Source organism: Pseudomonas azotoformans, assembly GCF_900103345.1.
In the GTDB taxonomy this organism is placed as follows: Bacteria; Pseudomonadota; Gammaproteobacteria; order Pseudomonadales; family Pseudomonadaceae; genus Aquipseudomonas; species Aquipseudomonas azotoformans.
This window is the reverse complement of record NZ_LT629702.1, coordinates 3,105,544-3,131,209: the sequence shown is the minus strand read 5'-3', so window position 1 is coordinate 3,131,209 and position 25,666 is coordinate 3,105,544. Positions and strand designations below refer to the sequence as shown.

Below are 25,666 nucleotides of genomic sequence, written 5' to 3'. Positions count from 1 at the left end.
AATGCCTGGGACAGGGCACAATCGCCACCCCAGAGACCTACCGCCAATGCCTGAGAATGGCACAATCAACGCCCCTTGCCGGGCGGTGAGCGGCATAACCGGCTAAGCGCATGAATATTCTGAAAAAAACCTTTGCCATCAGAAAGGCTTTCGACTACATTAGCGCGCCTCGACAGACTGAACTGGTTTGACGAGATACGGTGAAGTGTCCGAGTGGCTTAAGGAGCACGCCTGGAAAGTGTGTATACAAGAAATTGTATCGAGAGTTCGAATCTCTCCTTCACCGCCACATTTAGAAAAGCCCGTGAATTCAGTTACTTAGAGTTCGCGGGCTTTTTCGTTTGTACTACTCAATTGTACTACTCTCGCTCTACGTCGCATTCCCTCTCGACCTATGCAGCTAAGGCGATCCAATCCATCGTCGAGAACGTTTTTGGTTTTACTCCTGACTGGCAGGAATCGGCCAAAATCAGCCACTCGCGTACGAATTCGTTCGGCCCAGAGACGGCATTTGGAATGACCAGTCTCGACTGCGGAAAACGGTTGTTCAGCCGTTGTGATAAATGGCATGAGCTGACTCGTTGGGACATTCCATGCTCATTGAAGGGCGAGGAAGCCCCCCCGTTCTCAGGCGCTAAAGTATTGTGGAGCTATACCCGGATAATGGCTCACATCTTTTCCATTTGGGGCGTCATCATTGCGCTTGCCATTCGAGCGCAGTACTCGTCGGCCAAATCCTCTCGGGTCATCTCCTTCAATCGTTCAACGTCAGGTGCATGCCCCATGAGCTCAATCAGCTTCTCTTTTGTGCTGCTCGAGTATGTTTCCCATAAGAAGTCGAACCAGTCCAAGCCGGTCTTCGGAGACGAACGGCCAGCATTTTTATCAATAACGCCGAAAAAGGTCTTAGGGTGCTGGATGTGAGCCTTTAGTTCATCTTCCGTCAACGGAATCTTGACTATGAAGCGCTGTTGATCGTCCGTGCGAACGAGACACGCTGCCTCTCTCCACGTTGGTATAACGACGCAACTCTCTACCGTAGCCTCTATCTGTGTTCCGTTAGGTGCTGGCACTTCCATCCGCTGACCAACCTGTAGCCGTGTCTTGGAACTTCCGTCTGAGAACGCCTCAGTCTCTCCGTCGAACGTAGTGGGAATGCGCCGGTGCTTCTGCATGGACTCCAGTAGCGAAAACACTGGCGCATGCTGACGCCTAGTTTTGACCTGCTGAAGCAGGGTTTTGGGCCCAGGGTGAAGATCTTCGAGGTGAAAGCCCCATAGCAGCACTCCAGAAGGCAGATCAATAGCATCAAGGTGATGCTCCTCTGGCTCGTACGTGACTATGACATACGCCTGCGGAAGCGTTTGCCCAACCGGATCTCGCTCATATAGCTTTAAGAGGTTTTCAGCCTCTACAAGCGCTACTGGATTAGGTTGGCCCCTGCCCAGTTCCAGTCGCTCGTCATTTGTGTCAATGAAAACAATGCGAGGATGATCCGACTTTTTGCTCAAAGCGCGATTCATTTGTCTGTTGATTTTCATCCGCCTGCCTTCTCGTCGCTTGGCCTCAACGGCGTAGATCGCACCGGACTTAGCGTCAGTGGCAATGAACTCAACGTGGGTACTACGTCTGTCAGTTTCATCTTGGGGTTGCAGGCTGAAGCCTGCCCGAAGCAGGGCGGCAGCGACTCGCACTTCATACAACGCGCCGGGGAAGTTCTCCGCGCATTTGATTCGGTCGATAAGCAATTTCTCGACCTCAATGGCGTGCTTCAGGCTGTAGAGGTCATATGCGAAGCGCATATAGGCACCTATGGCCCCCGTCATCGGCTGAGCAACACCTGGCCCAGTCTGTTCCATGTGAGCTTTCGAATGCTCAGAGCTGCGGACGGCCCAGGTGAGAATGCGATGTCGCTCTTCTGGAGGCTTGCTTACCTCTGACGTCCACCATTCTCTGCCCAAGACGATCCTCGGGTAGTCGTTCAGGAAGTCGTGAAACGTTTTCCAATTCTGTGAGAAATGCATCGTGTTACCGACGGCTATGACTCTGTGATCATGGAACTTAGTGGAAATGATCGACTTACCAAGGCCCTGCTGCTCACGCCTTTGAAACTCACGGGCTTCATGATGAGCGAGTTTCATCTGCATCTGCTCGTACATGCGCGGTACATTCGGCCCGAGACCGTCGACAGACCCATGACATTTTTTGAGCTTGCGGCCGCTACCGCAAGGGCAGGGATCATTTCGACCAGGCTTGTTGCGCATCCGCACAGGCTTCCCGTCAGGTGGAGTTGAGCGCCACGAAATGGCCGCTTGCAGCAGGTGTCGAAGCTGCCCGTCTAGCCAGAACGGCTGGGGCCAGTTGGTTTAGGTCGCGGGCTCAGAGTCAATCGTACTTACATGGTCCCACTCGTCCTCCCGCTGCCCCCAAGCCTTCGTATCCACGATAATAGAGTCATCCTCCATTACTAATGAATCACCGGTAGGGTCCTCGACAGAGCAGGTGAGGCTGCAGCGAAACTCAAACGAATCATCTTGCAAGTGGCCATCACCGCGCCGAACATCCGAGTTAGATCCCCACTGCAGTTGAACATTTATAAACCCGGCTGCAAATAAATGAACAGTGTCGTGGGTGATCCGCTCTACCCCGCTGATATTGACACTGACGTCTTCCAGCGAATAATGATGAGCTACGCTATCCAACGCCTCGAGAGAGTCAGAAACGACCTCGTAGATAGCCTGGTCTTCGATCGCTTCATAAAGGCTGTGAGCTATGCGGCTGCGACAGTTAACCATCGCCATTCCCAACCCTCGTAAGGCATCAAGTGATTTTTCGACAAGCATTTTGACCTCCTGACCAGGAAGGTTGAAGGTTGCCTCTTCTACGTGCGTGTACTTGCTCAACTCGGTTAGCGAGTCTCGGATCGCCTTGCGTTCTGGCGACAGATCAAGCTTCAGCTCCTTTGCAACATATTCGTCTGAAAGTCCTCCCTGAACCACGTACCGAGCGTGCTGGATCTTCGTGACCCCATCTCTAATGTGAGGCAGCTGAATCTCGTCTTTGTACCAAGGACACTTCAGGACCTCTGCCTTGGGGGCCCGTTTCATCAGAATAGAGTTGGTCAGCTCCCGCAGTGCGTAGGCGAAGTTGTTGAAGCGGAGCTTATTATCTACGTCTTCCAAGTTTCGGAGTGCTGCGGCATAGAGACTGTGATGGAATTCATCCGTCCCCAGCAGCCAATCTACTGGATCTTCGATAGCGATCATTTCGTCAATCATGCGTCAGCAGCCTTCTCGGTAGTCATCGCCCTTGGTTTTGACCGACGTTAATGCCAGTCACCCTCGAAAATGTGATGAAGCTCATAGCTAACACTTCGAGGATACGTTTGGTCGTATGTATAGCCTCATCCTTCCTCTGCTAGTAGTTCTTCAAGGTCAATTGCCAGTTTCGTAAGCTTAACTCCAAGGACGTTGCACAGATCGCGGACCTGTACTACATCCAGGCGGCGCGTCCCACTCTCAACGTCACTCATGAAGGATTGCGGGCGCCCCAGCGCTTTTGAGCACTGGACCTGGGTCAGACCTGCCTCGTCTCGGTATTTCTTCAGCAGTGACAAGAGCACAGCGTGCTCATGTCTGTAGATCGTTTTAGGCATGGTCGTCAGCTATGGAGATTAGCTGCTCAACCTATATCTGCTTTTCAGATATCTGAATTTCAGATATTTTGTCCGCTCGACACTCCAGTGTTTATTAGGTGAGCACAGTCATGAACGAACGAATCTACGTGCTGAACGGCCAGAAGAAGACCACCAATCACATTCTGCATCTCCTCCTTTGCATACCTACAGTCGGGTTGTGGCTAGTGTTTTGGTTTCTTGTCGCCATGCAGAATAGTAGGCATAACAAAAGAATTGATAAGAAGATCGCTCGAATACTGGAGCACAAAGAATCTGGGAAGTCCGACGTGGAAGCGTACCAGGCTATTCGCAACGAGGATCAATACAAGAACAAAGTATTGTTGATCATCATTATCGTGATCGTTTTCATTGTCTATCTGAACTCTCGTCACTGAGTGGCGTTGGCTAAGAAAGGGGGGGGGCGAAGTTGCATTTGTAAGCCTCTGCTGGCCTCTTAGTCGTCACGTATGCTGTAAGGCGAAGTTTGGGCTGCCTGCCAAGAGTAAGGCTCTCATATCGCACTACAGGGGCTTGAAAGTGTAAAGTTGCTTGACAACTATGGTCTTAAAATGCATATTAGCCGCTTTCCAGAAAGCCAGAACTGAACGATCTCGACTTGCCCCAGTGCAACGTCAGGCGTTGGTTTCTTGCCGTCTGGAAAATGACCCAACAACTTACCCGAGGCATTCGCCTATGAATTGAACTACCACACAGGAGCCGAACAGTATGCGTACGTTTACCCTTCGTTTGACCCCCGGCACAATCGCTGCCAACCAAGACACTATTGCCCCCACCATTGATGAACAGATTGTTGAGCTGCATCGGCAGGGCATTTCACGCCGGAAGATCGAGCAGCGCTTAGGTGTAACGGAACATCACGTCCGGCGTCTCACTTCTGGTGTAGTAAAGGGACAAAAGTCATATAACGACCCTTTCGGTCGTGCAGTTGCGAAAGCCTACCCCTTGGCTGTCAGCCCACTTGGCATCAAGGATTATCTGTTTCACAGCATCATGTTTGAATGCTATGGATCCACATGGAACTCCCAAGAAGGCAAGCGCGAAGGTGGCTACGACAAAGACTGTGCGAGCCGTGTGCGTATGCGTATCCGGGAGATTGCGGCTTCAAGAGGTGAGGTTGCCGTATTCCTAATGGATTGGTTTGATGCCCGCGCCCCTGTGGAATGCAACCGAAAGATTCGCGAGTGCGCCGTGACCCTTGCCCAGCGGTTGCAAGACGTCGTCGATGAATACATGGCTGCCTGTGGTGTTGAGCTGGTTGTCGATGAAGGTTCGCCCAACCAATTCGAGGGCGACCAGTACCTAACTGAATTCGCAAAGCAAAGGAAGGCTGCACGCTCGCACATTCTGAAGCTGGCAATCCCTGAGGTCGGGTCGGAACCCATCAGCGTGTTGATTGAGCGTGCAGAGGAACAGGCCAACGGCCTTGGCCGTATGCCAGACGCAGTGATGGGCAAAGTCGATTCCTACGATGGGTATTCCCTGGAACCGACTGGTAGCAACCCGTTCCTTGACTACGTTGAGGATCAGGGATGGCTAAGGCCCGAGCACTACGCCGAGGTGGAAGAATCCATCGCCAATCTGGGCTACTGACCAGATCACCCCAACCGCGCGAACAATACTAAGGGGGTGGGTGTTGTGGTGTTTTTGCCGGGATAACGGAGTTATCGATTGTTACGTTGCAGTGCTGTCGCACAGTGCGGAGCACTACGGTGGACTCACACGTGGATTGCCGTTAGTCGTATCGTCCCGATTCCGGATCAGCCCACCAATAAATACATCCAGCATCACCACAACCCAAAAAGCTTTTGCTCTTGATCTGTTGCACCGAAGGTGATGGGCAACAGTTGTCAGCGAGCGCTGACGGAAAACTACTGAATGCGAGCGCATTCGATTCTGCACAAGAATCCAAGATCAAAGGTAAGAGCGGTTCTGTGGTGATTTCTTTATGTATGACTTCGGTTGGACTGGAAGTCCTGTGGCGATACGTCCACTGAGAGGTGGAGACAAGCGTTAAGGTGAATGACTTTACAGCGCCGCTGTGATCCTGATCCGTCTTGACCGTGTATCAGCCCTTGGCTGATCTGTGCACAGAGACTGACATTATCCGATAGCGGAAGCTATGAGGTTATCTGCCCCTATTGGCGAAGTCGTCCACCCAGCAGTCCGTTATTTGAGATACGAGAGAATTCGTGTGCACTTCTTGCCGGTGACTTTCCACCGCCGTGGGTCCGCTGTAGGCCGTACCATTTGGGTAATACAGAATTCCTTATGACCATCGGCGTAAATGATCACTGCCGTGGTGGTAGAGGTACCGTCTTCGTTCAAGTAGGCAGTGACATTCTCACTTTTCTCTGGACGCTTATCAGGGCCACCGTAGGGATCAGGGACAGGAGCCGAGTCAGCCGCATATGCTGCTTGGGCGAGCAGTAGAAATGTGAATGTGCAGATGAATTTCATGATGGGTCCTTCCACAGTGTAGGGGGTTCAATGAATGCAGTTGAACTTTACAGCGGCGCTGTGGGTAGTCCTATACCCTTAGGGCAAGCGTCCATCACAGAGAAGATTTCAATGGTGCATTGCACGGCGATATCCCAGCTAAAGGAAGCTACGGCCCTCCAGCGCTTGAGGTTTGAAATGTCACTCCGCAAACAAGGCTGGCAGCGAGTAACTGGTTACTCAGTCTGGACTACCTCCTACCAAGATGAATTGAACCGGGCACCCATTGCCAAGAAAGTAGACCAAGCCTTGAGGCAGGCTGCTCACCACGCCAAATTGGCTACCATCGCTTACGTGGTGCAGATTGGTGATAGTCCGCTGATCCAAGTCTCGTAGGCCATACAGCGTGAGATGTAGACGGTTATGCAGCCTTGGGGCGAAAGCCCCGGTATATCCACCTTGTGGTGGTAAATACGCTGAAAATGACGAGGTTAGTGATTGCCCATATACCTAGAATGGTCCCAGCCCAACCTAGGCGCCTAACAGGCAATCGCTCTACTTCATCGCTGTATTCGATTGCCGTCTTCCTGTAGGTCATCACCGCATCATCTTTTTTCAAGTCGAGGCAGAGTGATGGTGGCGTTTCTGGTGCTAGCTTGTGGCCTTGATAGTAGAGGTTGCAGTCGCCCCAAAACTTTAGTCGTGCCTGATACCTGTCTTTGACCTCGGATTGGCTAGGGTAGGAATCCACCCCGCCTAGGGTAATCGCGGCAAGCAGGATTACTGCAACCGCAACCCACAGCCTTTGCCACCCGTTCAATCGTTCCATTCGCCAGTGCTCCTTGGTCATAGGCATGATTATCCATGCTGGCACCGTAACGTCATACCGTTTTGGAAACCTCTTGATAACCTGGACAAAACCCACTCGAAACCAGTGCGCGATGTGGACGTTGTTTCTAAGATTGACTTTGTGGCACGTCTGAAGCCCTCTGTTTCCGTAGGGGGCAACGTTAATTTGCTTAGCTCGGGTCCATGCTGACGCCCAAATCGAGGTTTTCACACTAAAACGCCCGTTCTGAGCCGGAACCACCGTTTTCCTGCAAGGCCAAGGCGGCGATAGCCTCCGGCCCCGAAGGGCCGAAAGGGAGAGGTAATCAGCTCAGTAGGCCGAGAGCCACGGGAAGTGTTGCACCAACAGCGGCAGAAACTAGTGGGTGTGCAAGGAAGGCATTGAGCTTGTTCTTCGCTTCCTCTCGCTCTTCCTTAGGGGCGTCCGCGTTGTCTATTGAGGTAAGCACCTCTTTCAGGGCTACTTCAAGATTCTGGACGTTGTGGTCGCCAATCTGGATGCCGGTCGATCCGTGGATGTTGATGTTATTGGTGGTGACGGAAGGCTGCGGCTTGGGGAGGGCGGAATCCTTTGTAATTGTCAGCTCGTAATGGGGGTCAAAACGAGAGTGGGAGTGTCCACCGCTGTAGTATTCGAACTCGTTAATTGTGTAGACGAATTCCTGTCCGTGCACCTTGCGAACGATCTTGTCGCCTTCGGTGATTTCCAGCTCGACCTGGAAAAGCCTAAGGGGGGTAGTGCTGAAAGCACATGCGTACGGTCCGCGACGTTTTCCGTTGTGCTCAATGTAAACTAGGTCATTGCCTGGATCTTGTAACAAGAGATTCATCTAAATCATTCCTGCTGCGTATGTTAAATCGCCACCATAGCTTGATGAGGGTCAATGGATCAATTTTTAGATTGTATTCATTTGGGTATACCCTTCAGACCGCTCGTCGGTGAATACAAGGGTCGTGTTCATTAGGGTTTGTTTTTGTTAATGAATACGATCATACTCAAACCTCTAGAGTTAAATGAATACAGAGGGGAGAGCAATGGCGAGCATCGGCTACATTCGAGTTTCATCCACCGATCAAAACACCGCTCGCCAGCTGGAAGGCGTTGCCCTGGACGAAGTGTTCACAGACAAGGTGTCAGCGGCCAACACTGACCGCCCCGAACTACAGGCAATGCTTCGCCATGTTCGCAAGGGCGACGTTCTCCACGTCCACAGCATTGATCGGTTAGCCCGCTCACTGGAAGATCTGCTGGCCCTTGTAAAGGGATTGATCAGTCGGGGTGTGGCTGTCTCGTTCCATAAGGAACAACTTCACTTCACCGGCGAAGCCAACCCTATGCAGGAGCTAATGCTGGGTCTGCTGGGCAGTGTTGCTCAGTTCGAGCGTGCGTTGATTCGTGAGCGTCAGGCAGAGGGCATTCAAAAGGCCAAGGCAGCAGGTGTCTACAAGGGACGTGTGAAGACGGTAGATGACGAAGCCATTCGCAAGGCAATGGCAGAAGAGGGCGCATCTTTCCGCAAGGTAGCAAAGGCCCTTGGTGTAAGTCTGAGCACCGTGCAACGTGCCATGAAGAATTAACGTTGCTGAGACAGCCTTCCAGCCCGCCTTGACCGGGCTTTGTCGTCTCTGATGCCATGTGATTCAGGTTGCTATAGCGTGGCTTGTAGGGGGTCTCAGAGCGCCACGGCGTGTCAGGTTATTCCTGGATTTCAAGGGTTTGGATAAGCCCCTGTCGTTCGATGTTAAGCGCCTGTCGAATGACCACCAAAAATACGTTGCTGTACAATCCCCTGTGCTCGCCTGCACCGGAATTCTGGGGACAGTCCAGAGGTGCAGGTGGGCTACCAGATTATTTTCTAACGGTGAAACTCAAGTCAAAACGAAAGTCAGTTGTTTTTTTCAGCGAAAATTTAACTTCTATGATTATTAATGTTGAATGCACGGTATGCTTTGGTGTGAGTTGTCATTCAGTAGAGACTGTAGTTTAGTCCAACTTCTTTTAGTGTTGAGCTAAATTCTTGGTTTGATTTAAGATATTCTGTAGGCGGAAGTCCTGTAAATTGAGCGGACAGCATAATGAGTCGTAGTAGAGAAAAATCTGTAAAGTTTATCAATGTAAGATAGTGGGACTTTCTATCCTCGGCGGAGAACTCATTGGCGTCGCTTAATTTTTCGGAAGTGAGCTTTACGATGTTGTAAAAAATCCTTGTGAGGCCATAAATTTGATCGGTCGGATCAGCCGCCTCTAAGTATGCGTTGACAATGTCCACATCAAAGCTTTCTCTCAAGCGTTCCACTTCTGTTTCAATAACGATAACCGCTTCAACTCCCATTTTTTTGGAAAAGGTTTGATATGATATATCGTTAACTTTTAAGGAGTTGAATAATTCTCTTTGAGAAGCGATCATGTGGAATAGCTGGGTTTCAAATGAACGCAGCTTTTCAGTCTTTCTAGTGTTTTTTACTTCTTCTCTCAAACCTACGTTCGCTTCATTCTGGAGACTGAGAGATTTTATGATGAATAACAGCGACATGAAGCTTAAAATAGGGTTGATTAAGCCGCCTACAAAGTCTCCTAGCTGTCCCCATGCTTCTGGCTCATCTGAGATTACATAGCTCAACTTTACGTAAAAATTAAGCACGTATGACAAGCAGACGATTGCAATAAGGGTGATCGCGATGAAGATGTATCTATTGGTCTTCATGGAGTCCGGCTACTACATATTTAACGACCTTGTCGTCAAAGCGTTTAATGGGATATACCTCGATTTCCAAATATTTCCAACGTTCTATCTCAATTCCATTGTTGTAGTCTAGATTTTCTGAGAATCTTTTTTTGGTGGCAAATCTAACTTCCCTGTAGACTTTTTCGAAGCCGAATGCAATGGTCTCTTCTTCGTCCTGAATTTGTAAACGTCCATTTCCGGTATTAGTGTTGAATCGTCGTACGGCTGCGATGATAGTTTCTCGAACATCCGAGCGTACGGCCTCCAATGCGTGTGCCGTGGTTTCGTCAAATTCGGCAATCAATATTTTTTGTACTGAGTTTTTTCTAAAGTTAACCTTGACGTCATATCCGAATTTTTTCGAAACTTCATGTGCGTCTTTCATGATTGAAGTTCGTAGTTGTCTGACAAGCCTTTCAGCATTATCACCGAGACTCTCAACTATTTTTTCCGCTTTTGCGGATAGTTCCTTAGTTTCTAAGTCTAGAGCTTCGTTCATAAAAAAGCCCATCAGCTCTGCGAAAGCCGTATTGCCAATTTTTCGATATTCCTTTTTCAGCTCTTCATCAGAAATGTTCAAGCTGAAGATTTGACCGTAAGAACCCTCGAACGTTTTTTTTAGCATAGTCCGAACGTTGCTCTTACTGTTTTTACGCTGGGGAACATTGCCAGTGAGCAGCGTTTCCGCAATGGTTCTTGTCGCGTCAGAAACACCTTGTAAGGTGTCAAGGCCGGTTTTCATATCTACTTCGTAGTCAGGTGTCTCAATTACGACGTCGAAATTTATTGCCATGATGCAGTTGTCCTCAGGTGCCAGCAATGCTCACATTGCCCCTAGCTAAAATCCCGTCCTTGGAAGCCTCCATGCCAGCTGTGGATCTCGGCAACCTCAGAAAATAATGGCGCTAGGCCATCTTTTCATAGTTATACTTTAAACTTAATGTTAGCGCACGTCCGTTTTTAGATTTTCCTCACAGCTTCAAACCCGTGGCTATGGTGGGCAGCTTCGATATAGCGTCAAACTTCTGTTTTGTGGACGCACCCTTCGAATAAACATCATGGGTAACTGATCCCGTCTCATGACCTACCAATTCTTTCGCCAGTGCGTCTGGCACGTCTGCCCTGATTAGCTCGGTCACAACTGTGTGCCGAAAACTGTGAAAGACATGCAGTCTGCTGAACCCTGCCGCTGTACGTAACCTGCCAAATGCTTTGGAGATTGCGTGCGACCGCTTGCCATACTTATCTGCTGACTCTGCTGGGATGAGGAAGGTATCTGTGCTGTCCTTACGGAGTCGATCCACAGCGGCCAACAGGCTTGGATGAATCGGTACCACACGCTTACTCGCCTTGCTTTTGCTCTTGGGGAAGTCAAAACACTGGACACCATCGACGGTAATCACGCTGTCCGTGGTCAGTCTGCAAAGCTCTTCAATCCTGGCCCCCGTGTACCAGCCCAAAGCAATCAAATCTGCAAGCGGCTGATCATCATTATCCAGCGCTGCACGTTGCAGCTTGAGAGTATCAGCCCGAGTGTAGATTTCCCTGTCCTTACCTGCTGTGTCTGCGCCCCCACCCTTTGGCAGATCGTGACCAACGAACGGATTCACCTTGTCCTGATACATCTCGCGCCAACCCGAATCGTACTTCATCGCCCATTTCCAGAACGCAGTGCCAGCCATCAAATACTGACTCAGTGTCGCGGGTGCCCGGTCTAGGGATTTCAACCAAACGTCTACGGTGTCGAAGGTCAGAGGCAGCGAGTCTTTCTTCAGGAAGTCTGTCAGGCGTTCCATCTTCCCAACTTGCTGGTCTACGTGTTTCGGGGCGCCCCCACGGCTCTCCCGGAATTCTCGAAATGCCTTGAGTCTTGCGGGCGTGATGGGTGACTTTGGTTTATGGGCATCTGGCGCCGCTAGTATCTGTAGTGCCTCGGTCTCTTCCATTGAGGAGAGTCCTTGGGTTGCACCAAACACCTTCGCCATGAGCTGCTGCGCCATTTCTGTAGCAAAGTCGATGTTAGCCACTTCGCCATCCATGCCTGTCATGGCGTAAACCCGGTCTGCCTTCTCCCGGCGTTTCTTGCCCTCTGGCGAGTCGTCGAAGAGCCCCCGGTAAAGCGCTTCAATATCCTCAGGGGCGAACGCCAATGGTTCGTCAGTCTCCCCGAGGGCAACGTCTGTTTTGAGCTTGCGTGTGGCCTGTGCAAATCCATGAGCCACGTTTGCTACGGGGTCTTTCCACGTATCCCCACGGGCAGCCCGTTTCCCTCTGGCCTGTGCAATCTGCGCCTTCCATTCGGCTAGTACCACCAAGCGGCGTTCCATGGCTTCGGAGCGTAGGCCGGTCTGTAGTGACCGGATGAGAACGGTCTTGCCGCCCATCGCCGCCCGGACATCAGCAGGTACAGCAAGTCTGCAATACCATGTGGATTCGCCGCGTTTCTGGATCAGGTTATCGGCCATGGGGTCACGCTGGGAGAGAAGAGTGGTACAGCGAATTGTACTACTCGATTGTACTACTATCCAAGCTGTAAGCCCCTAAATACGGGGTTTAAAGGCCCGTAGGTGTGGTTAATTCGAATCTCTCCTTCACCGCCACATTCTGAAAACGCAAACCCCTGATTTTCCTAGAGAAAGTCGGGGGTTTGTGGTTTTTGGCGCCCAAAAAATAAGCCCATGGGACCACCATGGGACTAGCGCTCTATTCTGGTGCGGAAAGCGTGGCCAGTGACCGCGTGATCGGCAGGGCCATTTCAGCCGGCGGCAGACCACTTAGCGTGCGTGTGGCGAACTTCTGCCAAGAGCGGGCTAGAGCAGAAGTTACGCAGTCAGATTGCCGCCGCAGTGGTTGCGCACGTGACGTGGGTGGGTTCTCACAGGCCGCCTATTTCTGAGACTCCGCAGTGGTAGCTCAATTTCGAGCAGTAAAAGCCTGCTTTCGGTTTGTTTGCTCCAGATGACGCGCAGTTCGACTCGCCTCACCTGGCAGCAGATATCGGGCCAGAAAAATAGGCTATACTGTATTAATTAACAGTGGTTTGGCACGTGGGTACCGGCCCTCAAAGCTCCACGGGGCGCATTGCCCTAGGGCATGCTCCGGCTCCAACCAAGGCTTAACGGCATTACGAAAAATCTAGTCATGATCAATCTGCCGCTCCGCAGCCGGGTGATGTCTAGCAATAGAATCTTGATATCTGGGTACATATCCGTATGCACGAGAAACTCGATAGAACCGTTGAGATCCGCACATTCAATACAATTTCTGAGATTGAGGCGCTCCCTGGCTTCAAAAAAGAAAACCCAGTATCGCCTAAAAATTATAAACATATTCTTGGGGATTATTTTTTTAGCGATGAGGTGAAATGCTGTCTTCTGAAAAGCAATGACAAGCTATGCAATGAGGGTCACAAGTGGGGCTTTGTTGCTCTGCTTACAGATAACAGCATTACTCTTGTTGGCAACGATTGCGCCCAGACCAAATTTGATGGTAAGTCAAAGCTGAACGCTGACAGAACTAAATACCTGAATCAGAAGAAATATGAAGAAGGGCTTGAGCGCCTTCGAACGCTAGTGGAGCAAAAAGACTCCGCACTCAAGGAAGTTTTTCAAGTAAAGTCGGACTTGGCTACAGTCCAGGCTCGTGTTCATGCAATGCGGGAAAAACTCGGGCCTCAGACCATGAGGCATCTTGAGTCCATCGCCCGCACCGGCGCTTATGCACTGTCAGTAACGGGCGTGACGATAAAGGAATACACAGATAAGAAAGGGAAGATAAAAACTGATCGTCGTACCCAGCGTATGACGCTAGGTACGATAGCTAACACTTCTTTCCTTCTAGTTGAGAGATACCGAGACGTGTTGCAGAACCTCTCGGATGTCAAAAAAGCCTACGATGAAGCAGAGAAGATAGAGAAGAACGTCACCACACTAAAACTCAATGCTCTCACAAAAAAAATGGATGTCATTGAGTTGGCCAGAAAAAACGCCTTTCAACTTATCGAGCAAGAGCAAAAGTTTGCGGCCAGCGATTTAAGCCTCTTGTGCTACATTACTTCGGATAAAGTAGAGCGATACAAGTCAGCTAAATACGCTTTAGAGCAAGCCAATCAAGATTCCGGAAAAGAAAAAGCAAAGGAATGGTTTGCTGAGCGAGATCGTTTTTTTCGCAATCAGTTGAATGTTACAAAAATAGAAGTTTTGTAAGATAAATATAGGGCGCTGAATGCGAATAACGCCGCTTATGTAAAAAAGGCCCCCACACTTTGACCTGGTGCGGGGGCCTTTTTGTGTGCCGGCGGAAACCATAACCCCCTGAACTGGCATACCAACCCCCCATAGAGTGGCTTCACGTAACACCTGCCACTCACTCGAAAGGAATCATCTGTGTACGAGTCACTGAAGGACCCGACCGCGATTGCCGCCGCCAATCTGTATTTTGACGATCTTATCGCTCTGGCCGACCCAGCAGCCGCGTTGCCACACCTGCAGCCCCAGGTAAAAGATTTTAGGTTTGAAGCTTTGAATCACGCCGGCATGTTGCGCACGCAAAACCAGTTACGCGGCTTCCTTTGGGGGCTGATGGTGGCCGGGGCTCTAACGGCAGAGCAAATGAACGCCATGAGCCAGCGTCTGGACAGTGGCCGCGCAAATGTGTGGTTGTGAGCCTGTATTCGAGGTGGTTGACTTCGAAAACGATACCGTGAACGCGCTGGGCAGCCTTGAGAACAGCGTGACGCTTACGACTCCAGAGGACATTGGTGCGCTGACAGCGGAAGTCGTCTTCTTCGAACCGCGTTTGCGCAACCAGATCGTGTATCTATCGGGAGACACTGTGACGTACGGAGAGTTTGCGAGTCTTCTTGAGCGTGTGCTGGGACGCCCTTTCAAGCGTAACGTATGGACTGTTCCGTTCCTGCTTCAGGAACTGGAGAAAGATCCGACCCACCACATCAAGAAGTACCGCGCGGTGTTTGCCCAGGGTAGGGGGGTGGCGTGGCCTAAAGCAGGCACTTTCAACGAGCGGCAGGCGATTCCGGTCGTGACCGCCGAACAATGGGCCCAGAGCAACCTTGTCGGCATCTGACCAGAGAAGCCGCGCGGTCCTGAGCCTGGCAATTATGTTCTGTCTTGTCATCGTGTACGCGTCCGGTCGCTCTTGAAAGCGCTCAGGCGAGCCTAGGCGGGCGGCTAACTAAGCCGCCCTTGTTCATATCAAGCCTGCACGTACACCCAAGCCCTCAACCCCGAAGCCAACCCCACCTCCACCCGCTTGTAGTCCGACACTTCATACGCATCCGCCGCCGTCAGCTCCTGCTCCGTAATCCGGAACACCATCCCCTCAATCCTGGCGCCTGCCTCAGCGCTCGGCGTCACAATCGGATGATGCGTCTTGCCACTGCTCGCCAGCACATCCGGGTCGGTGATCTCCACCCAGTTCTGCGAATAGCCCAGCATCGCATCCTGCTGGCCTGTCAGCTCCCGGCCGAAGTTGGCCAGTTGTACGGATTTGTCCTGCAACGTGCCGTAGGAAAACAACAGCACGGGGTGTTCGGTGGGGCGGTTCATTTGTGTTCCTTAAGCGAGGAGGTCTTCGTAGAAAGCCCCGTAGGGTTTGCTCGGGTGGGCGATCTGGATTTCCAGGATCCACAGCCCGGCATTCGGGTAGTGCTCGAAATCACCCAGGTCGCCGCCGCGGTGGATGGCGTGGGGGAAGTCGCTGACGCGGTGGCCCTTGATGTCGAGGTTCAGTTGCCAGCCCATGGCCAGGGCTTGTGCTTCGGCGTAGCGGTAAAGCTCCTGGCCGACGACCTGGTCGTTTTTCCAGCGGGCTTGCACGCGGTCGAACAGTGCTTTGGCGGCGCTGGCGCAGGCGTGCATGTCCGGGTCGTTGCCGATGGCGAAGGTGGCGCCGGCGTCACCTTCGTGGCCTTGCCAGACGGCGCCCATGTCGATGAAGAAGATGTCGTTGTCGCCCAGCACCGGGTCGCCGTCGGAGCGTTGTTTGAAGGTCTTGAGGGTGTTGGCGCCAAAGCGCACCAGCAGCGGGTGCCAGATGCGCTGCATGTCGAGCTCGGCGAGGACGTGTTTGCCCAGCTCGCGGGCTTCGGATTCGAGCATGCCGGGGCGGATGCGTTGGGCGAGGTGTTCGATGGCTTGCCAGGTCATGCCTTGGGCGTAGCGCATGGCGTCGATGCTGTAGGCGGCGCCCACAGCTTCCTTGGGTTGTGCGGACACCGGTATCTCCTTGGGTTTCGTTATGCCATTTACTATATAGCGGTAAAGCTCTGGCGCCCAAGGGGATTTTTTATAAATGCAGCCAGGCCAGGCTCCCCAATATCACGGCTGCTCCGCCTGCCGTATACGACAGGCGCTTCAACCATTCGCGCCTAGTGAGCAAGGTGATCGCCGCCAACGAAATCGCGATCTGAATTGCGGTCATCGCCTGGGCCCAGCGATGGTGCTGGTGCAGCGCCTGTTCCGACTTTTCATCCCATTCCTTTGAGGTGGCCTCAAGCTTTTCGGCCTGTTTGCGCACGTCTTCCTTCTGGCTTCTGTAGCGCTCGATCTCTTCCTTGTAATGCACCGCGTCCACGCCGGGGATGTGGGTCGCCAGTTCTGCCAGGTTTTGCCGGCTGGATTTGGCTTGGTAGTAGTTCCACTGGTTGGCGGCTTCGGTCTTGAAGATGGCGGCGTTGTTCTTGTCCATCGCCGCTTCGCTTTCGGTGGAGCCGGCCTGGTAGCTGAGCATGGCGCCGAGGGTGGCCATGAGGGCGGTCATCACGGCGATGCGGCTGGCGAAGTTGTCACCGCGGCCGTGGGCATGTTCGGTGGTGTGTTCGATGTGTTTTTCGTGGGGGCTGGGGACTTCGAAGGCTTCGGACATGGGGGGCGTCTGTGAAGGGACTGAGGGAGTCTGATTCTTCACCAGTGAAGCTGTCTCAATCCTGTACGTAACGCTGCAAACCTTCGACAAGCGCGTCGAACATTACGCGGCAGCGCGGGCTGCTGCGCAGGTCTTCGTGCATGGTCACCCAGGTGTCCAACTTGAGCGCAAAGCCTTCCGGCAGGACCCGGCGCAGGCGGGGATCGCGCTTGGCCAGTTGGACCTGGCAACCGCCGATACCGGCACCGGCGCGGATCAGTGCCAGTTGTGCCAGGTCGCTGTCGCTGCTGAGGGCGAAGGCGCTGCGCTTGAAACCCTTGATGGCCAGGCTGCGGATAAATGCGTTTTCCTGGTCGAAACCGATCACTGAGTGGTCGGCCAGGTCCTGCATCAACAAAGGCGTGCCGTGCTGCTGCAAGTAATCGTCGCGGGCATGCAGGCCTACTTCGATCAAGCCAATGCGTCGCGCGAGCAGTTGCGCCTGGCGGGGGCGGACCATGCGCACGGCGATGTCGGCTTCCAGTTGCAACAGGTCGCTCAGGCGGTTGGTCAGCACCAGTTCGACCTTGAGGTGCGGGTGTTCCCGGCGCACTTGCGTGAGGATCGGTGGCAGCACTTCCACGCCGACCACTTCACTGGCGGACACGCGCACCACGCCGCGCACTTCATTGCCTTGGGCAGACGCTGCACGCTCAAGTGCCGCCGCTGTACGCTCCATGGTTTCGGCGTGGGCGCGCAGGGTGTGGGCCACGGCCGTGGGCAACAAGCCGGTGGGTGAACGGGTAAACAGCACCACGCCCAGCGCCGTTTCCAGCGCGGCGATGTGCCGGCCGACCGTGGGCTGTGTAATGCCGAGTTGCCGTGCGGCCCCCGACAACGATCCTTCCCGGAACACGCCAAGGAACGACCGGTAAAGCTCCCAACCAATATTCATTCCCATGCATAAATGTATAGCGCCTGGACGGTCTTCGACAATTCCTCTATAGCTTGGCCGCGCAGAAAATGACCCCATCAACCAGCGTGGGAGCGTGTGATGAATACAGTATTGGTGTTGGGTGCAACCGGTGGCATTGGTGGCGAAGTTGCACGGCAGCTGCTGGCGGCGGGCTGGCAGGTGCGCGCGTTGACCCGTGATGCCGACAAGGCCCGTAGCCAGAACGCCGCATTTGGCTGGCTTGAGGGGGATGCACTCAACCGCGATGACGTACTTGCTGCAGCCCGAGGTTGTGAAGTGATCGTGCACGCGGTCAACCCGCCGGGCTATCGGCACTGGGCCGAGCGGGTGCTGCCGATGATCGACAACACCATCGCGGCGGCCGTTGCTGAAGGCGCCACCATTGTGTTGCCCGGTACCGTCTACAACTTTGGGCCGGACGCGTTTCCCGTCCTGCACGAAGACGCCCCTCAACACCCGCTAACCCGCAAGGGCGCGATCCGTGTGCAACTGGAGCAGCGTTTATACGACGCTTCAGGCAACGGGGCGAGGGTGCTGATCGTGCGCGCCGGTGACTTTTTCGGCGCGCAGGCGGCCAACAGCTGGTTTTCCCAGGGCTTGGTCAAACCTGGCAACCTTGTGCGCAGCATCAATTATCCGGGGGCGCCAGGTGTTGCCCATCAATGGGCGTACCTGCCCGATGTGGCGCGCACGATGGTTGAACTGCTCGAGCGCCGTGAAACCCTGGAGGCGTTCGCGCGTTTTCATATGGCGGGGCAGGTGGACACGGATGGCAGACAGGTGAGCCGGGCGATCCAGCGCGTGGTGCTGCGTAGGACAGGGCAGCAGCCGGTCGTCAGGATGTTCCCCTGGTGGCTGCTGAAAATAGCTTCGCCCTTTGTAGTCACCTTCCGTGAAATGCTGGAGATGCGTTACCTGTGGCAAACCCCTGTGCTGCTCGATAACACGCGGCTGGTGGCGGTATTGGGCGCTGAACCTTACACGCCGCTGGATGAAGCGGTGGAGACGACCCTGGCCGGCATAGGTTGCCTGCCTCGGGCGGTGTGAAGTTTGGCTCGAAGGGGCCTGTAGCGTCGGCCTCTACGGCACTGGCCCATGCGCGGATCCAGGTGGAAGCCTTGAGCAAGGGCTTCAACGCGTGGGCGGGCGGATTTTCCAGAGTAACGCTCTATAGCTCCAGTTGATTGGCGTTGATGCCGAACGCCTTGGCAATTTTTTCCCGCGTTGCACGGCGAGGTTTGTTCACCGACTCTTGTTGGGCAAATGCGGATTGGGAAATGCCCAGGCGTTTGGCAACCTCTTCCTGGGTCAGTTTCAGGTGTTCGCGCCATGCACGGATAGGGGTTGCCCCATCCACCAGGCGGCTTACCACCGCATGGGGAATCAGATTTGGATCGTTCTGCCGGGCCAGATAATGTTCATAGGGAATCACCACAAAGGCTGGCTTGCCCTCCGTATTGTGGATGATCTGTACGGCAGTAGGTTCGCTCGTCACGCTTCTTGACCTCTTCAATGCTGACCACATGGATATCGCGATCCCAATCGAAAAGGACTCGGTAATTACCCACGCGCAAGCGATAACCATGGGGGTAATTGACCAATGCCTTGACGTTGGCTGTCTCGGGCATGCGCTCAAGCGCTGAGACAGCATCGCGTACCTATTGCTGATGATACGTATGCAACCGAAGCAGTTGCTTTACGGATTTTCTAGTCCAGTGGATGGAGTTCATTGGAAGGTTAATAAGTCTTTTATAAGGTTCGCAAGAAATATTTTCAGACGCGGGCCAGTGGCTGTTCGCGCTGCCCTCACAAACCGTAGACGCTCGCCACTCACACCGATCGGTATAACTGTTTCCAGTTATGAGGCATTGATGTGAAGGGCCATGAACTGGGGAATTGAGTCGATACAAAGTCGTGGAGGTTGCCTGTATGAGACCCGCCCCGCTATTGTGCTGAATCCTTTTAGTCTTTCCCTTGGGTTGTAGCGATGAATGTACCGCGTACCGCAGTCGGTCCGATCAAGGCCGTGATTTTCGACATGGACGGGTTGTTGCTGGATACCGAAGGCATCTACACCGAAGTCACGCAGATCATCGCTGAACGCTTCGGCCGCACCTACGACTGGGGCATCAAACAGCACATTATTGGGCGTGGTGCCCAGGACCTGGCGGACTACGTGGTGAAGGCGCTGGACCTGCCGATCACACCAGCTCAATTCCTGGAGATCCGCGAACCGCTGATGAGCGAGCGTTTCCCCAAGGCCTTGGGCATGCCCGGCGCCGAAGCCTTGGTGCGGCACTTGAAGGCGCACAATATCCCGATTGCCGTGGGCACCAGTTCGTCGCGCAATTCGTTTGGCCACAAGACCACCTTGCACCGCGAATGGTTTGGCCTGTTCGACACCATCGTCACCGCTGACGACCCGGAAGTCGGCGCCGCCAAACCCGCGCCAGACATCTTCCTCACTGCCGCCCGCCGCTTGGGCGTGGCACCGGAGGATTGCCTGGTGTTCGAAGACTCACCCTTCGGCGTCACTGCTGCCAAAGCTGCCCACATGACCGCCATCGCCGTGCCGGACGAAGCCATGGCCGACAGCAAGTATCACCACGCCGACCAGATCATCCGCAAGCTAGCGGACTTCGACCTGGCGGCCTACGGCCTGCCACCTCGAGCCTGATTGATCGCGGTTAAAAATGTAGGAGGGGCGGTGCGACGATTCGACTTGCCCCTCCCACATTTGATTTGCAGTGTTCCGCAAATCCTAGGCGCTGAAGCCACCATCGATGGTCAGACTTGCACCGGTGATGTAGCCCGCTTCCGGCCCTGCGAGGTAGGCCACAAAACTGGCAATCTCTTCCACATGCCCATACCGCCCCACCGCCATCAAGCTGATCAGGCTCTCGGCAAAATCACTGTTGGCCGGGTTCATATCGGTATCCACCGGCCCAGGCTGCACGTTATTGATGGTGATCCCACGTGGCCCCAGGTCTCGCGCCAAGCCTTTGGTCAACCCCACCAGCGCCGCCTTGCTCATCGCATACGGGCCACCGCCACCAAACGGCATGCGCTCGGCGTTGGTGCTGCCGATATTGATCACGCGGCCGCCTTCACCCATATGCTTGGCCGCTTCCTGGGTTGCGATAAATACGCTGCGCACGTTGATCGCCAGGGTCTGGTCAAAGTCTTCCAGCTTGAAATCCTCCAGCGGCGCGATGGCCAGTACGCCGGCATTGTTCACCAGGATATCCAGGCGCCCAAAGGCTTCGACGGTGGCGTTGACCGCATTGCGGATCGCATCGGCATCGGCGCTGTCGGCGTGGATCGCCAGGGCTTTGCCGCCTTCGCTGATCACGCTGTTCTGCAATTCTTCAGCCTTGGCGGCTGAACTGACGTAGGTAAAGGCGACGGCTGCACCCTGCGCTGCAAGACGTTTGACGATGGCGGCGCCGATGCCGCGAGAACCGCCTTGAATCAAGGCGACTTTGCCGCTGAGGTTTTGTGTGGTCATGTCGATCTCCAAGCTGTTCAAGGCGGGATGCCTTGTTGTTGGAACCGAGTATCGACCTCGCCAGCCCCTCCCGGTAGACCCGGATTGCTATAGTCTGTGTAAACCAAAAGTTTAGAGTGGGCGATATGGAAAGCTTTGGCAGTATCGAATGTTTCGTGCGTAGCGCCGAAGGTGGCAGCTTTGCCGAAGCGGCGCGGCACCTGAGCCTGACACCGGCGGCGGTGGGCAAAAGTGTCGCCAAGCTTGAGGCACGCCTGGGTGTACGCCTGTTCCAGCGCAGTACCCGGCGCCTCACCCTCACCGAAGCCGGCAAGCTGTTCCTTGAAGAGGTCAGCGGCAGCCTCACCACCATCCAGAACGCCGTGGCCAACCTGGCCAGCGCCGAAGGGCGGCCGGTGGGCACGTTGAAAGTGAGCATGGGTACGGTGTTTGGCAATCGCTACGTGGTGCCGCTATTGGGCGTGTTCATGCGTCGCTTCCCGGACATCAGCCCGGACTGGCATTTCGATAACCGCCAGGTCGACCTGATCGGCCAGGGCTTCGATGCCGCCATTGGTGGTGGCTTCGAGCTGCCTCAGGGGGTGGTGGCGCGCAAGTTGACGCCGGCCCATCGAGTGCTGGTGGCGTCCCCGGACTACCTGGCGCAGCGTCCTCCGGTGCGGGTGCCCGAAGATTTGGCGCGTTGCCACGGCATCCTCATCCGTTCACCGCAGACCGGTCGAATACGGTCCTGGCAATTGACCAGTATCGAGCGTGAACACCGCCCGCTGGTACTCAAGCCGAGCATGACCATGAGCGACTCCGAAGCCGCCTGCTGCGCCAGCGCCCAAGGCCTGGGCATCGCCTTGGTGAGCATGCCCATGGCCGTGCCATTCCTGGACAGCGGCGCGGTGGTGCGAGTGCTGCCCGACTGGTACGTCGACGACGGCAACATCTCCATTTACTACGCCGAACACAAACTGCTGCCCGGCAAGACTCGCGCGTTTGTGGATTTCATCATCGAGCAATTCGCCGAGCAGCAGTTGAACCAACGCTTCAGCGCGGCCAACCGATGACTTTTTTCGCCCTCGGCGTCGCATAAGTCCTGATCTTCGACGTCGACAGTCCCAACCGCACCAGCGACTCGGCAATGGTCACCGCCGCCGTCACCCCATCCACCACCGGCACGCCGGTGCGCTGGCGAATCTGCTCATCCAGCCCGGCCATGCCGCCACAACCCAGGCAGATCACCTCGGCCTTGTCTTCGCTGATGGCCAACTCGGCCTGGCGCACGATGGCTTCCATCGCCGCCAGCGGGTTTTCTTCCAGCTCCAGCACCGCCATGCCACTGGCGCGTACCGAGGCGCAGCGCTGGTACAGGCCGGCCAGTTTCAGGCGGTCTTCGATCAGCGGCACAGTGCGGTCCAGGGTGGTCACCACCGAATAGGTGTGGCCGAGGAACATCGCGGTGCTGGCGGCGGCTTCGGTGATGTCCACCACTGGTACGTTGAGCAATTCCTGCAAACCTTCACGACCATGCTCGCCGTAGCCAGCCTGGATCACCGCATCGAACGGCTGGTCGTAGGCCATCACCCGGTCCATCACCGCGATGGCCGCCAGGTAGCTTTCAAAGTTGCCCTCCACCGATTCGGCGCCGAAGTACGGCGTGAGCCCGACAATCTCTGTGCCCGGCGCAGCCACGGCGCGGGCCTGCTGGGCGATGGTTTCGGTAATGGATTCGGTGGTGTTGACGTTGACCACGAGGATACGCATGGCAGGTCCTTGATTAATGACTGACGTTATCGACGGCAATGCTTTCGCCACTGACATCGGCGTAGAACGGCTGGCGCTTGGCGATCAGCAAATACAACAGCCCTGCAATACCGGCGCCAAACATCCAGGAGAACGGTGAGACGCTGGCGAAACCCGGTAACAAAGCCAGGAGAATGGCGATCACCGCCGCCGGAACAAACGCTGCCACCGCACGCAAATTGATTCCCCGGCTGTAGTAATAAGCGCCGCTTGGGTCTTCGCTGTACAACTGCGGCACGTCGACCTGGCTTTTGCGGATCAACCAGTAATCGACCATGATCACCCCATACAGCGGCCCCAGCAGCGCGCCCAGGCCGGAGAGGAAGTACACGATCACCAGCGGGCTGTTGTAGAGGTTCCACGGCAGGATCAGCACCGCCACGGTGGCGCTGATCAACCCGGCGCGACGGAAGTTCAGGTACTTGGGCGCCAGGTTGCTCAGTACAAAGGCCGGCGCGACAAAGTTGGCCATGATGTTCACCGCCACGGTGACGATCAGGAACGCCAGGCAGCCCAGCACCAGGAAGAAGGTATTCGGGATGGCGGCGATGATTTCGGTAGGGCTTTCGATCACCCGGCCATTGAGCTGGAACTGCCCGCCGCACAGCAGCACGGTGATCGCGGCAAACACCAGGATATTTACCGGCAGGCCCCAGAAGTTACCGACCTGGATGGTCTTGCGGCAGGGCGATGAGCGGGCGAAGTCACAGAAATTGAGGATCAGCGTGCCGTAGATCGCCAGCCACAGCGCGCCACCGGCAAAGATATTGCGCCACATCTCGCCGCCGCTCAGCGGCTCGCGGATCGACCAGGCAATGTTGCCGCCCGTTTGAAAATACATCCAACCGGCCAACGACGCCACGGTGAGCAAAATCACCGGCCCGGCGAAACCTTCGTAGCGGCGCACCATTTCCATGCCGTAGGCCAGGATCACCAGTTGCACCAGCCAGATCGCCACGAAGCATACCCAGCCGAGGGACGACAGGCCCAGGATCGAGTTGTGGTCGTATTCGGCAAAGCCCGGATGAATCGCCGTCAGCAACACGCGGAACACCACCGACGCCAGGTAGGTCTGGATGCCGAACCAGGCAATCGCAATCACCGCGCGGATCAACGCCGGAATCTGTGCGCCATGAATGCCGAAGCTGATACGGCTGATCACTGGAAACGGCACGCCGGTCTTCTGCCCCATATAGCCCGACAAGTTCATGAAGAAGTACACCAGCGCTGCACCGATGCCGAGAGACAACAGAATCTGCCAGCCGCCCAGGCCCAGTGCATACAAGCCAATGGCAAACGAGTAGTTGGCGATGTTGTGTACGTCATTGGTCCACAGCGCGAAGATGCTATAGCGACCCCAGCGCCGGCCTTCAACCTTGGTGGGCGCCAGGTCCTTGTTGTGCAGGCGTGGGCTCAGCACCAGAGGGCCGGGCTCGATGGCTTCGGGCTTCAGGGAGGAGGGCAGATCCAGTGCGATGTTATTCGAGAGGCTTGTACGCATTCCGGCAGGCTCCAGCGCATCGGCAGCCAGACTGCAGATGGCAAAGTGTATGTAGGTTTTGTATTTATTGTATACAAAGCGTATTTCACCTTAAGCCACTTGCGTGCCAGTTTTGGATATATGAAAACCTTGGGTAATTTCGTTTTTATAGGTTTATGAAATAACTAGCTGAATTAAAAGCAATATAAATTGACCGTTTGAACAGTTATTTATTTTTTGGTGGGAACCGGGCGATTTGCAAAGACAAAAGGCAGGAGCGGAGAGGTGTTACGTAATGGTGCGCCACAAGATGGATTGCACACATAAATGGCACCGATGGTTACATGTGTGTGTACACGTTCGGCGGCAAACATAAATCAAATGTGGGAGGGGGCTTGCCCCCGATTGCGGAGTGCCAGTCACCATTGACCTGGCTGACCCACCGCTATCGGGGGCAAGCCCCCTCCCACATTTTTACAGCGCAACTTCAGGCCTTGCTGATGATATTCCCGGCATGTAGCCCGCATTCCTTCTGGGTGGCCTCTTCCCACCACCAGCGACCTTCACGCTCATGCTGGTTCGGCAACACTGGGCGGGTGCAGGGCTCGCAGCCGATGCTGATGAAGCCGCGCTCATGCAGGCTGTTGTACGGCAGCTCCAGCATGCGGATGTAACCCCAGACTTCCTCACTGGTCATCTGTGCCAGCGGGTTGAACTTGTACAGGGTGCGTTCCGGTGTCGAGAAGGCCGTGTCGATTTCCAACGCCGCCACCTGGCTGCGGGTGCCGGGGCTCTGGTCGCGGCGCTGTCCGGTGGCCCAGGCAGTGACGCCGGCGAGTTTACGGCGCAGCGGTTCGATCTTGCGCACGCCGCAGCATTCGCCGTGGCCGTCCTTATAGAAGCTGAACAGGCCTTTCTCTTTGACGAAAGGTTCCAGCTTGCTCTGGTCCGGCGAGATCAGCTCGATGTCGATCTTGTAGAACTCGCGCACTTGCTCGATAAACCGATAGGTCTCCGGGTGCAGGCGGCCGGTGTCGAGGCTGAACACCTTGACGTTCTTGTTCAGCTTCCAGGCCATGTCCACCAGCACCACGTCCTCGGCGCCGCTGAAGGAAATCCACAGGTCATCACCGAACTGGCTGAACGCCAGCTTGAGAATGTCCTGGGCGGATTTGTTGGCATAAGTCGCGGCGAGTTCAGCGACGTCGAAGGCTTGGTTCATCAGGACGGTTCCTACAGGTCAGTGGCGCTGAGCGCTCTATAGGGGAGCGATGGTATCAAAATCCGCCCTGCGTTGCGGCGGCGAGCGTGAATGGCTAGAGTTCGGCAGTGCATTTGC

Annotated in this window: 25 protein-coding genes, 1 tRNA gene and 2 pseudogenes; 10 read left to right on the top strand and 18 right to left on the bottom strand. The window is 54.7% G+C overall.

Annotated features, from left to right (window positions below; all coding sequences use genetic code 11):
• Positions 1–199: 199 nt before the first annotated feature.
• Positions 200–289: transfer RNA gene (locus BLR69_RS13920), tRNA-Ser, on the top strand.
• Positions 290–668: 379 nt separating this feature from the next.
• Here BLR69_RS13920 and BLR69_RS13915 read toward each other — a convergent pair.
• From BLR69_RS13915 to BLR69_RS13905, 3 genes are all read right to left on the bottom strand, one after another.
• Positions 669–2,264 carry a YecA family protein gene (locus tag BLR69_RS13915; RefSeq protein ID WP_076955199.1) on the bottom strand — a complete coding sequence of 532 codons (1,596 nt, stop codon included), beginning with the start codon at positions 2,262–2,264 and terminating at the stop codon, positions 669–671.
• Positions 2,265–2,366: 102 nt separating this feature from the next.
• Positions 2,367–3,278, bottom strand: coding sequence for a pPIWI-associating nuclease domain-containing protein (locus BLR69_RS13910; protein WP_071493918.1), 912 nt, complete (start codon positions 3,276–3,278; stop codon positions 2,367–2,369).
• A gap of 125 nt (positions 3,279–3,403) precedes the next feature.
• Complete coding sequence (locus tag BLR69_RS13905) at positions 3,404–3,655, bottom strand: helix-turn-helix domain-containing protein (RefSeq protein WP_071493917.1); 252 nt, start codon at positions 3,653–3,655, stop codon at positions 3,404–3,406.
• A 110-nt stretch (positions 3,656–3,765) separates the two neighbouring features.
• Between BLR69_RS13905 and BLR69_RS13900 the strand changes: the two genes are divergently transcribed.
• Positions 3,766–4,071 carry a hypothetical protein gene (locus tag BLR69_RS13900; RefSeq protein ID WP_071493916.1) on the top strand — a complete coding sequence of 102 codons (306 nt, stop codon included), beginning with the start codon at positions 3,766–3,768 and terminating at the stop codon, positions 4,069–4,071.
• A gap of 331 nt (positions 4,072–4,402) precedes the next feature.
• Positions 4,403–5,287 carry a hypothetical protein gene (locus BLR69_RS13895; protein ID WP_071493915.1) on the top strand — a complete coding sequence of 295 codons (885 nt, stop codon included), beginning with the start codon at positions 4,403–4,405 and terminating at the stop codon, positions 5,285–5,287.
• Between the two features lie 1,267 nt (positions 5,288–6,554).
• Here the strand turns inward: BLR69_RS13895 and BLR69_RS13880 are convergent.
• Positions 6,555–6,962 (bottom strand): hypothetical protein, encoded by a 408-nt coding sequence (locus BLR69_RS13880; RefSeq protein WP_069788554.1) that lies wholly within the window; start codon positions 6,960–6,962, stop codon positions 6,555–6,557.
• A 325-nt stretch (positions 6,963–7,287) separates the two neighbouring features.
• Positions 7,288–7,812 carry an RIP homotypic interaction motif-containing protein gene (locus BLR69_RS13875; protein ID WP_069788555.1) on the bottom strand — a complete coding sequence of 175 codons (525 nt, stop codon included), beginning with the start codon at positions 7,810–7,812 and terminating at the stop codon, positions 7,288–7,290.
• A 205-nt stretch (positions 7,813–8,017) separates the two neighbouring features.
• Here BLR69_RS13875 and BLR69_RS13870 point away from each other — a divergent pair, with 205 nt between their 5' ends.
• The gene (locus BLR69_RS13870) at positions 8,018–8,560 is read left to right on the top strand and encodes a recombinase family protein (protein ID WP_071493996.1); all 543 of its coding nucleotides are present in this window, start codon (positions 8,018–8,020) and stop codon (positions 8,558–8,560) included.
• Positions 8,561–8,949: 389 nt separating this feature from the next.
• Here BLR69_RS13870 and BLR69_RS13865 read toward each other — a convergent pair whose 3' ends face one another.
• The 3 genes from BLR69_RS13865 to BLR69_RS13855 all read right to left on the bottom strand — a co-directional run bounded on the left by BLR69_RS13865 (position 8,950) and on the right by BLR69_RS13855 (position 12,173).
• Positions 8,950–9,687: a hypothetical protein gene (locus tag BLR69_RS13865; RefSeq protein ID WP_071493912.1), complete on the bottom strand. Its 738-nt coding sequence runs from the start codon at positions 9,685–9,687 to the stop codon at positions 8,950–8,952.
• Positions 9,674–10,501 (bottom strand): hypothetical protein, encoded by an 828-nt coding sequence (locus BLR69_RS13860; RefSeq protein WP_071493911.1) that lies wholly within the window; start codon positions 10,499–10,501, stop codon positions 9,674–9,676. The genes BLR69_RS13865 and BLR69_RS13860 overlap by 14 nt, the downstream gene beginning before the upstream one ends.
• A gap of 178 nt (positions 10,502–10,679) precedes the next feature.
• Positions 10,680–12,173 (bottom strand): site-specific integrase, encoded by a 1,494-nt coding sequence (locus BLR69_RS13855; RefSeq protein WP_071493910.1) that lies wholly within the window; start codon positions 12,171–12,173, stop codon positions 10,680–10,682.
• A 747-nt stretch (positions 12,174–12,920) separates the two neighbouring features.
• Here BLR69_RS13855 and BLR69_RS13850 point away from each other — a divergent pair.
• From BLR69_RS13850 to BLR69_RS13840, 3 genes and pseudogenes are all read left to right on the top strand, one after another.
• Positions 12,921–13,913 carry a hypothetical protein gene (locus tag BLR69_RS13850; RefSeq protein WP_071493909.1) on the top strand — a complete coding sequence of 331 codons (993 nt, stop codon included), beginning with the start codon at positions 12,921–12,923 and terminating at the stop codon, positions 13,911–13,913.
• A 180-nt stretch (positions 13,914–14,093) separates the two neighbouring features.
• Complete coding sequence (locus tag BLR69_RS13845) at positions 14,094–14,372, top strand: hypothetical protein (RefSeq protein WP_071493908.1); 279 nt, start codon at positions 14,094–14,096, stop codon at positions 14,370–14,372.
• A pseudogene (locus BLR69_RS13840) lies at positions 14,371–14,793 on the top strand (aromatic alcohol reductase); the annotation flags it as partial. The gene BLR69_RS13845 and the pseudogene BLR69_RS13840, both read left to right, overlap by 2 nt.
• 128 nt (positions 14,794–14,921) lie before the next feature.
• Here BLR69_RS13840 and BLR69_RS13835 read toward each other — a convergent pair.
• The 4 genes from BLR69_RS13835 to BLR69_RS13820 form a co-directional block, all read right to left on the bottom strand.
• Positions 14,922–15,275 carry a gamma-glutamylcyclotransferase family protein gene (locus BLR69_RS13835; protein ID WP_071493907.1) on the bottom strand — a complete coding sequence of 118 codons (354 nt, stop codon included), beginning with the start codon at positions 15,273–15,275 and terminating at the stop codon, positions 14,922–14,924.
• Between the two features lie 9 nt (positions 15,276–15,284).
• Positions 15,285–15,944 (bottom strand): M24 family metallopeptidase, encoded by a 660-nt coding sequence (locus tag BLR69_RS13830; RefSeq protein WP_071493906.1) that lies wholly within the window; start codon positions 15,942–15,944, stop codon positions 15,285–15,287.
• A gap of 70 nt (positions 15,945–16,014) precedes the next feature.
• Entirely contained in the window at positions 16,015–16,593 is a 579-nt protein-coding gene (locus BLR69_RS13825) for a DUF4337 domain-containing protein (protein ID WP_071493905.1), read from the bottom strand.
• Positions 16,594–16,648: 55 nt separating this feature from the next.
• The gene (locus BLR69_RS13820) at positions 16,649–17,533 is read right to left on the bottom strand and encodes a LysR family transcriptional regulator (protein WP_071493904.1); all 885 of its coding nucleotides are present in this window, start codon (positions 17,531–17,533) and stop codon (positions 16,649–16,651) included.
• 93 nt (positions 17,534–17,626) lie between these two features.
• Between BLR69_RS13820 and BLR69_RS13815 the strand changes: the two genes are divergently transcribed.
• Positions 17,627–18,595, top strand: coding sequence for an NAD(P)H-binding protein (locus tag BLR69_RS13815; protein ID WP_071493903.1), 969 nt, complete (start codon positions 17,627–17,629; stop codon positions 18,593–18,595).
• 121 nt (positions 18,596–18,716) lie between these two features.
• Here BLR69_RS13815 and BLR69_RS13810 read toward each other — a convergent pair whose 3' ends face one another.
• On the bottom strand, positions 18,717–19,073 hold the full coding sequence (locus tag BLR69_RS13810; RefSeq protein WP_071493902.1) for a helix-turn-helix domain-containing protein: 357 nt from the start codon (positions 19,071–19,073) through the stop codon (positions 18,717–18,719).
• A pseudogene (locus BLR69_RS31165) lies at positions 19,027–19,278 on the bottom strand (type II toxin-antitoxin system RelE family toxin); the annotation flags it as partial. The pseudogene BLR69_RS31165 and the gene BLR69_RS13810, both read right to left, overlap by 47 nt.
• A gap of 257 nt (positions 19,279–19,535) precedes the next feature.
• Here BLR69_RS31165 and BLR69_RS13800 point away from each other — a divergent pair.
• Positions 19,536–20,225, top strand: coding sequence for an HAD-IA family hydrolase (locus BLR69_RS13800; RefSeq protein WP_071493901.1), 690 nt, complete (start codon positions 19,536–19,538; stop codon positions 20,223–20,225).
• Positions 20,226–20,309: 84 nt separating this feature from the next.
• Here the strand turns inward: BLR69_RS13800 and BLR69_RS13795 are convergent, their stop codons facing one another.
• Complete coding sequence (locus BLR69_RS13795) at positions 20,310–21,056, bottom strand: 3-oxoacyl-ACP reductase family protein (protein WP_071493995.1); 747 nt, start codon at positions 21,054–21,056, stop codon at positions 20,310–20,312.
• Positions 21,057–21,181: 125 nt separating this feature from the next.
• On the opposite strand from BLR69_RS13795, the gene BLR69_RS13790 reads away from it, so the two are divergent.
• On the top strand, positions 21,182–22,111 hold the full coding sequence (locus BLR69_RS13790; RefSeq protein ID WP_071493900.1) for a LysR family transcriptional regulator: 930 nt from the start codon (positions 21,182–21,184) through the stop codon (positions 22,109–22,111).
• Here the strand turns inward: BLR69_RS13790 and BLR69_RS13785 are convergent.
• The 3 genes from BLR69_RS13785 to BLR69_RS13775 all read right to left on the bottom strand — a co-directional run bounded on the left by BLR69_RS13785 (position 22,092) and on the right by BLR69_RS13775 (position 25,549).
• The gene (locus BLR69_RS13785) at positions 22,092–22,808 is read right to left on the bottom strand and encodes an aspartate/glutamate racemase family protein (protein ID WP_071493899.1); all 717 of its coding nucleotides are present in this window, start codon (positions 22,806–22,808) and stop codon (positions 22,092–22,094) included. The two genes, BLR69_RS13790 and BLR69_RS13785, sit on opposite strands and share 20 nt — an antisense overlap.
• A gap of 13 nt (positions 22,809–22,821) precedes the next feature.
• A complete protein-coding gene (locus tag BLR69_RS13780) occupies positions 22,822–24,348 on the bottom strand; it encodes an NCS1 family nucleobase:cation symporter-1 (protein ID WP_071493898.1) in 1,527 nt (508 codons plus the stop codon).
• Between the two features lie 466 nt (positions 24,349–24,814).
• A complete protein-coding gene (locus BLR69_RS13775; protein ID WP_071493897.1) occupies positions 24,815–25,549 on the bottom strand; it encodes a phosphoadenylyl-sulfate reductase in 735 nt (244 codons plus the stop codon).
• Positions 25,550–25,666 lie beyond the last annotated feature (117 nt).

What these genes read in the sequence shown, in the direction of transcription:
- BLR69_RS13880 (WP_069788554.1), bottom strand. Translation starts at nt 6,962, where the DNA reads ATGGAACGATTGAACGGGTGGCAAAGGCTGTGGGTTGCGGTTGCAGTA.
- BLR69_RS13905 (WP_071493917.1), bottom strand. Translation starts at nt 3,655, where the DNA reads ATGCCTAAAACGATCTACAGACATGAGCACGCTGTGCTCTTGTCACTG.
- BLR69_RS13875 (WP_069788555.1), bottom strand. Translation starts at nt 7,812, where the DNA reads ATGAATCTCTTGTTACAAGATCCAGGCAATGACCTAGTTTACATTGAG.
- BLR69_RS13795 (WP_071493995.1), bottom strand. Translation starts at nt 21,056, where the DNA reads ATGACCACACAAAACCTCAGCGGCAAAGTCGCCTTGATTCAAGGCGGT.
- BLR69_RS13775 (WP_071493897.1), bottom strand. Translation starts at nt 25,549, where the DNA reads ATGAACCAAGCCTTCGACGTCGCTGAACTCGCCGCGACTTATGCCAAC.
- BLR69_RS13825 (WP_071493905.1), bottom strand. Translation starts at nt 16,593, where the DNA reads ATGTCCGAAGCCTTCGAAGTCCCCAGCCCCCACGAAAAACACATCGAA.
- BLR69_RS13780 (WP_071493898.1), bottom strand. Translation starts at nt 24,348, where the DNA reads ATGCGTACAAGCCTCTCGAATAACATCGCACTGGATCTGCCCTCCTCC.
- BLR69_RS13785 (WP_071493899.1), bottom strand. Translation starts at nt 22,808, where the DNA reads ATGCGTATCCTCGTGGTCAACGTCAACACCACCGAATCCATTACCGAA.
- BLR69_RS13820 (WP_071493904.1), bottom strand. Translation starts at nt 17,533, where the DNA reads ATGGGAATGAATATTGGTTGGGAGCTTTACCGGTCGTTCCTTGGCGTG.
- BLR69_RS13915 (WP_076955199.1), bottom strand. Translation starts at nt 2,264, where the DNA reads ATGCGCAACAAGCCTGGTCGAAATGATCCCTGCCCTTGCGGTAGCGGC.
- BLR69_RS13870 (WP_071493996.1), top strand. Translation starts at nt 8,018, where the DNA reads ATGGCGAGCATCGGCTACATTCGAGTTTCATCCACCGATCAAAACACC.
- BLR69_RS13895 (WP_071493915.1), top strand. Translation starts at nt 4,403, where the DNA reads ATGCGTACGTTTACCCTTCGTTTGACCCCCGGCACAATCGCTGCCAAC.
- BLR69_RS13900 (WP_071493916.1), top strand. Translation starts at nt 3,766, where the DNA reads ATGAACGAACGAATCTACGTGCTGAACGGCCAGAAGAAGACCACCAAT.
- BLR69_RS13835 (WP_071493907.1), bottom strand. Translation starts at nt 15,275, where the DNA reads ATGAACCGCCCCACCGAACACCCCGTGCTGTTGTTTTCCTACGGCACG.
- BLR69_RS13815 (WP_071493903.1), top strand. Translation starts at nt 17,627, where the DNA reads ATGAATACAGTATTGGTGTTGGGTGCAACCGGTGGCATTGGTGGCGAA.
- BLR69_RS13860 (WP_071493911.1), bottom strand. Translation starts at nt 10,501, where the DNA reads ATGGCAATAAATTTCGACGTCGTAATTGAGACACCTGACTACGAAGTA.
- BLR69_RS13810 (WP_071493902.1), bottom strand. Translation starts at nt 19,073, where the DNA reads ATGTGGTCAGCATTGAAGAGGTCAAGAAGCGTGACGAGCGAACCTACT.
- BLR69_RS13865 (WP_071493912.1), bottom strand. Translation starts at nt 9,687, where the DNA reads ATGAAGACCAATAGATACATCTTCATCGCGATCACCCTTATTGCAATC.
- BLR69_RS13910 (WP_071493918.1), bottom strand. Translation starts at nt 3,278, where the DNA reads ATGATTGACGAAATGATCGCTATCGAAGATCCAGTAGATTGGCTGCTG.
- BLR69_RS13850 (WP_071493909.1), top strand. Translation starts at nt 12,921, where the DNA reads ATGCACGAGAAACTCGATAGAACCGTTGAGATCCGCACATTCAATACA.
- BLR69_RS13800 (WP_071493901.1), top strand. Translation starts at nt 19,536, where the DNA reads ATGAATGTACCGCGTACCGCAGTCGGTCCGATCAAGGCCGTGATTTTC.
- BLR69_RS13790 (WP_071493900.1), top strand. Translation starts at nt 21,182, where the DNA reads ATGGAAAGCTTTGGCAGTATCGAATGTTTCGTGCGTAGCGCCGAAGGT.
- BLR69_RS13855 (WP_071493910.1), bottom strand. Translation starts at nt 12,173, where the DNA reads ATGGCCGATAACCTGATCCAGAAACGCGGCGAATCCACATGGTATTGC.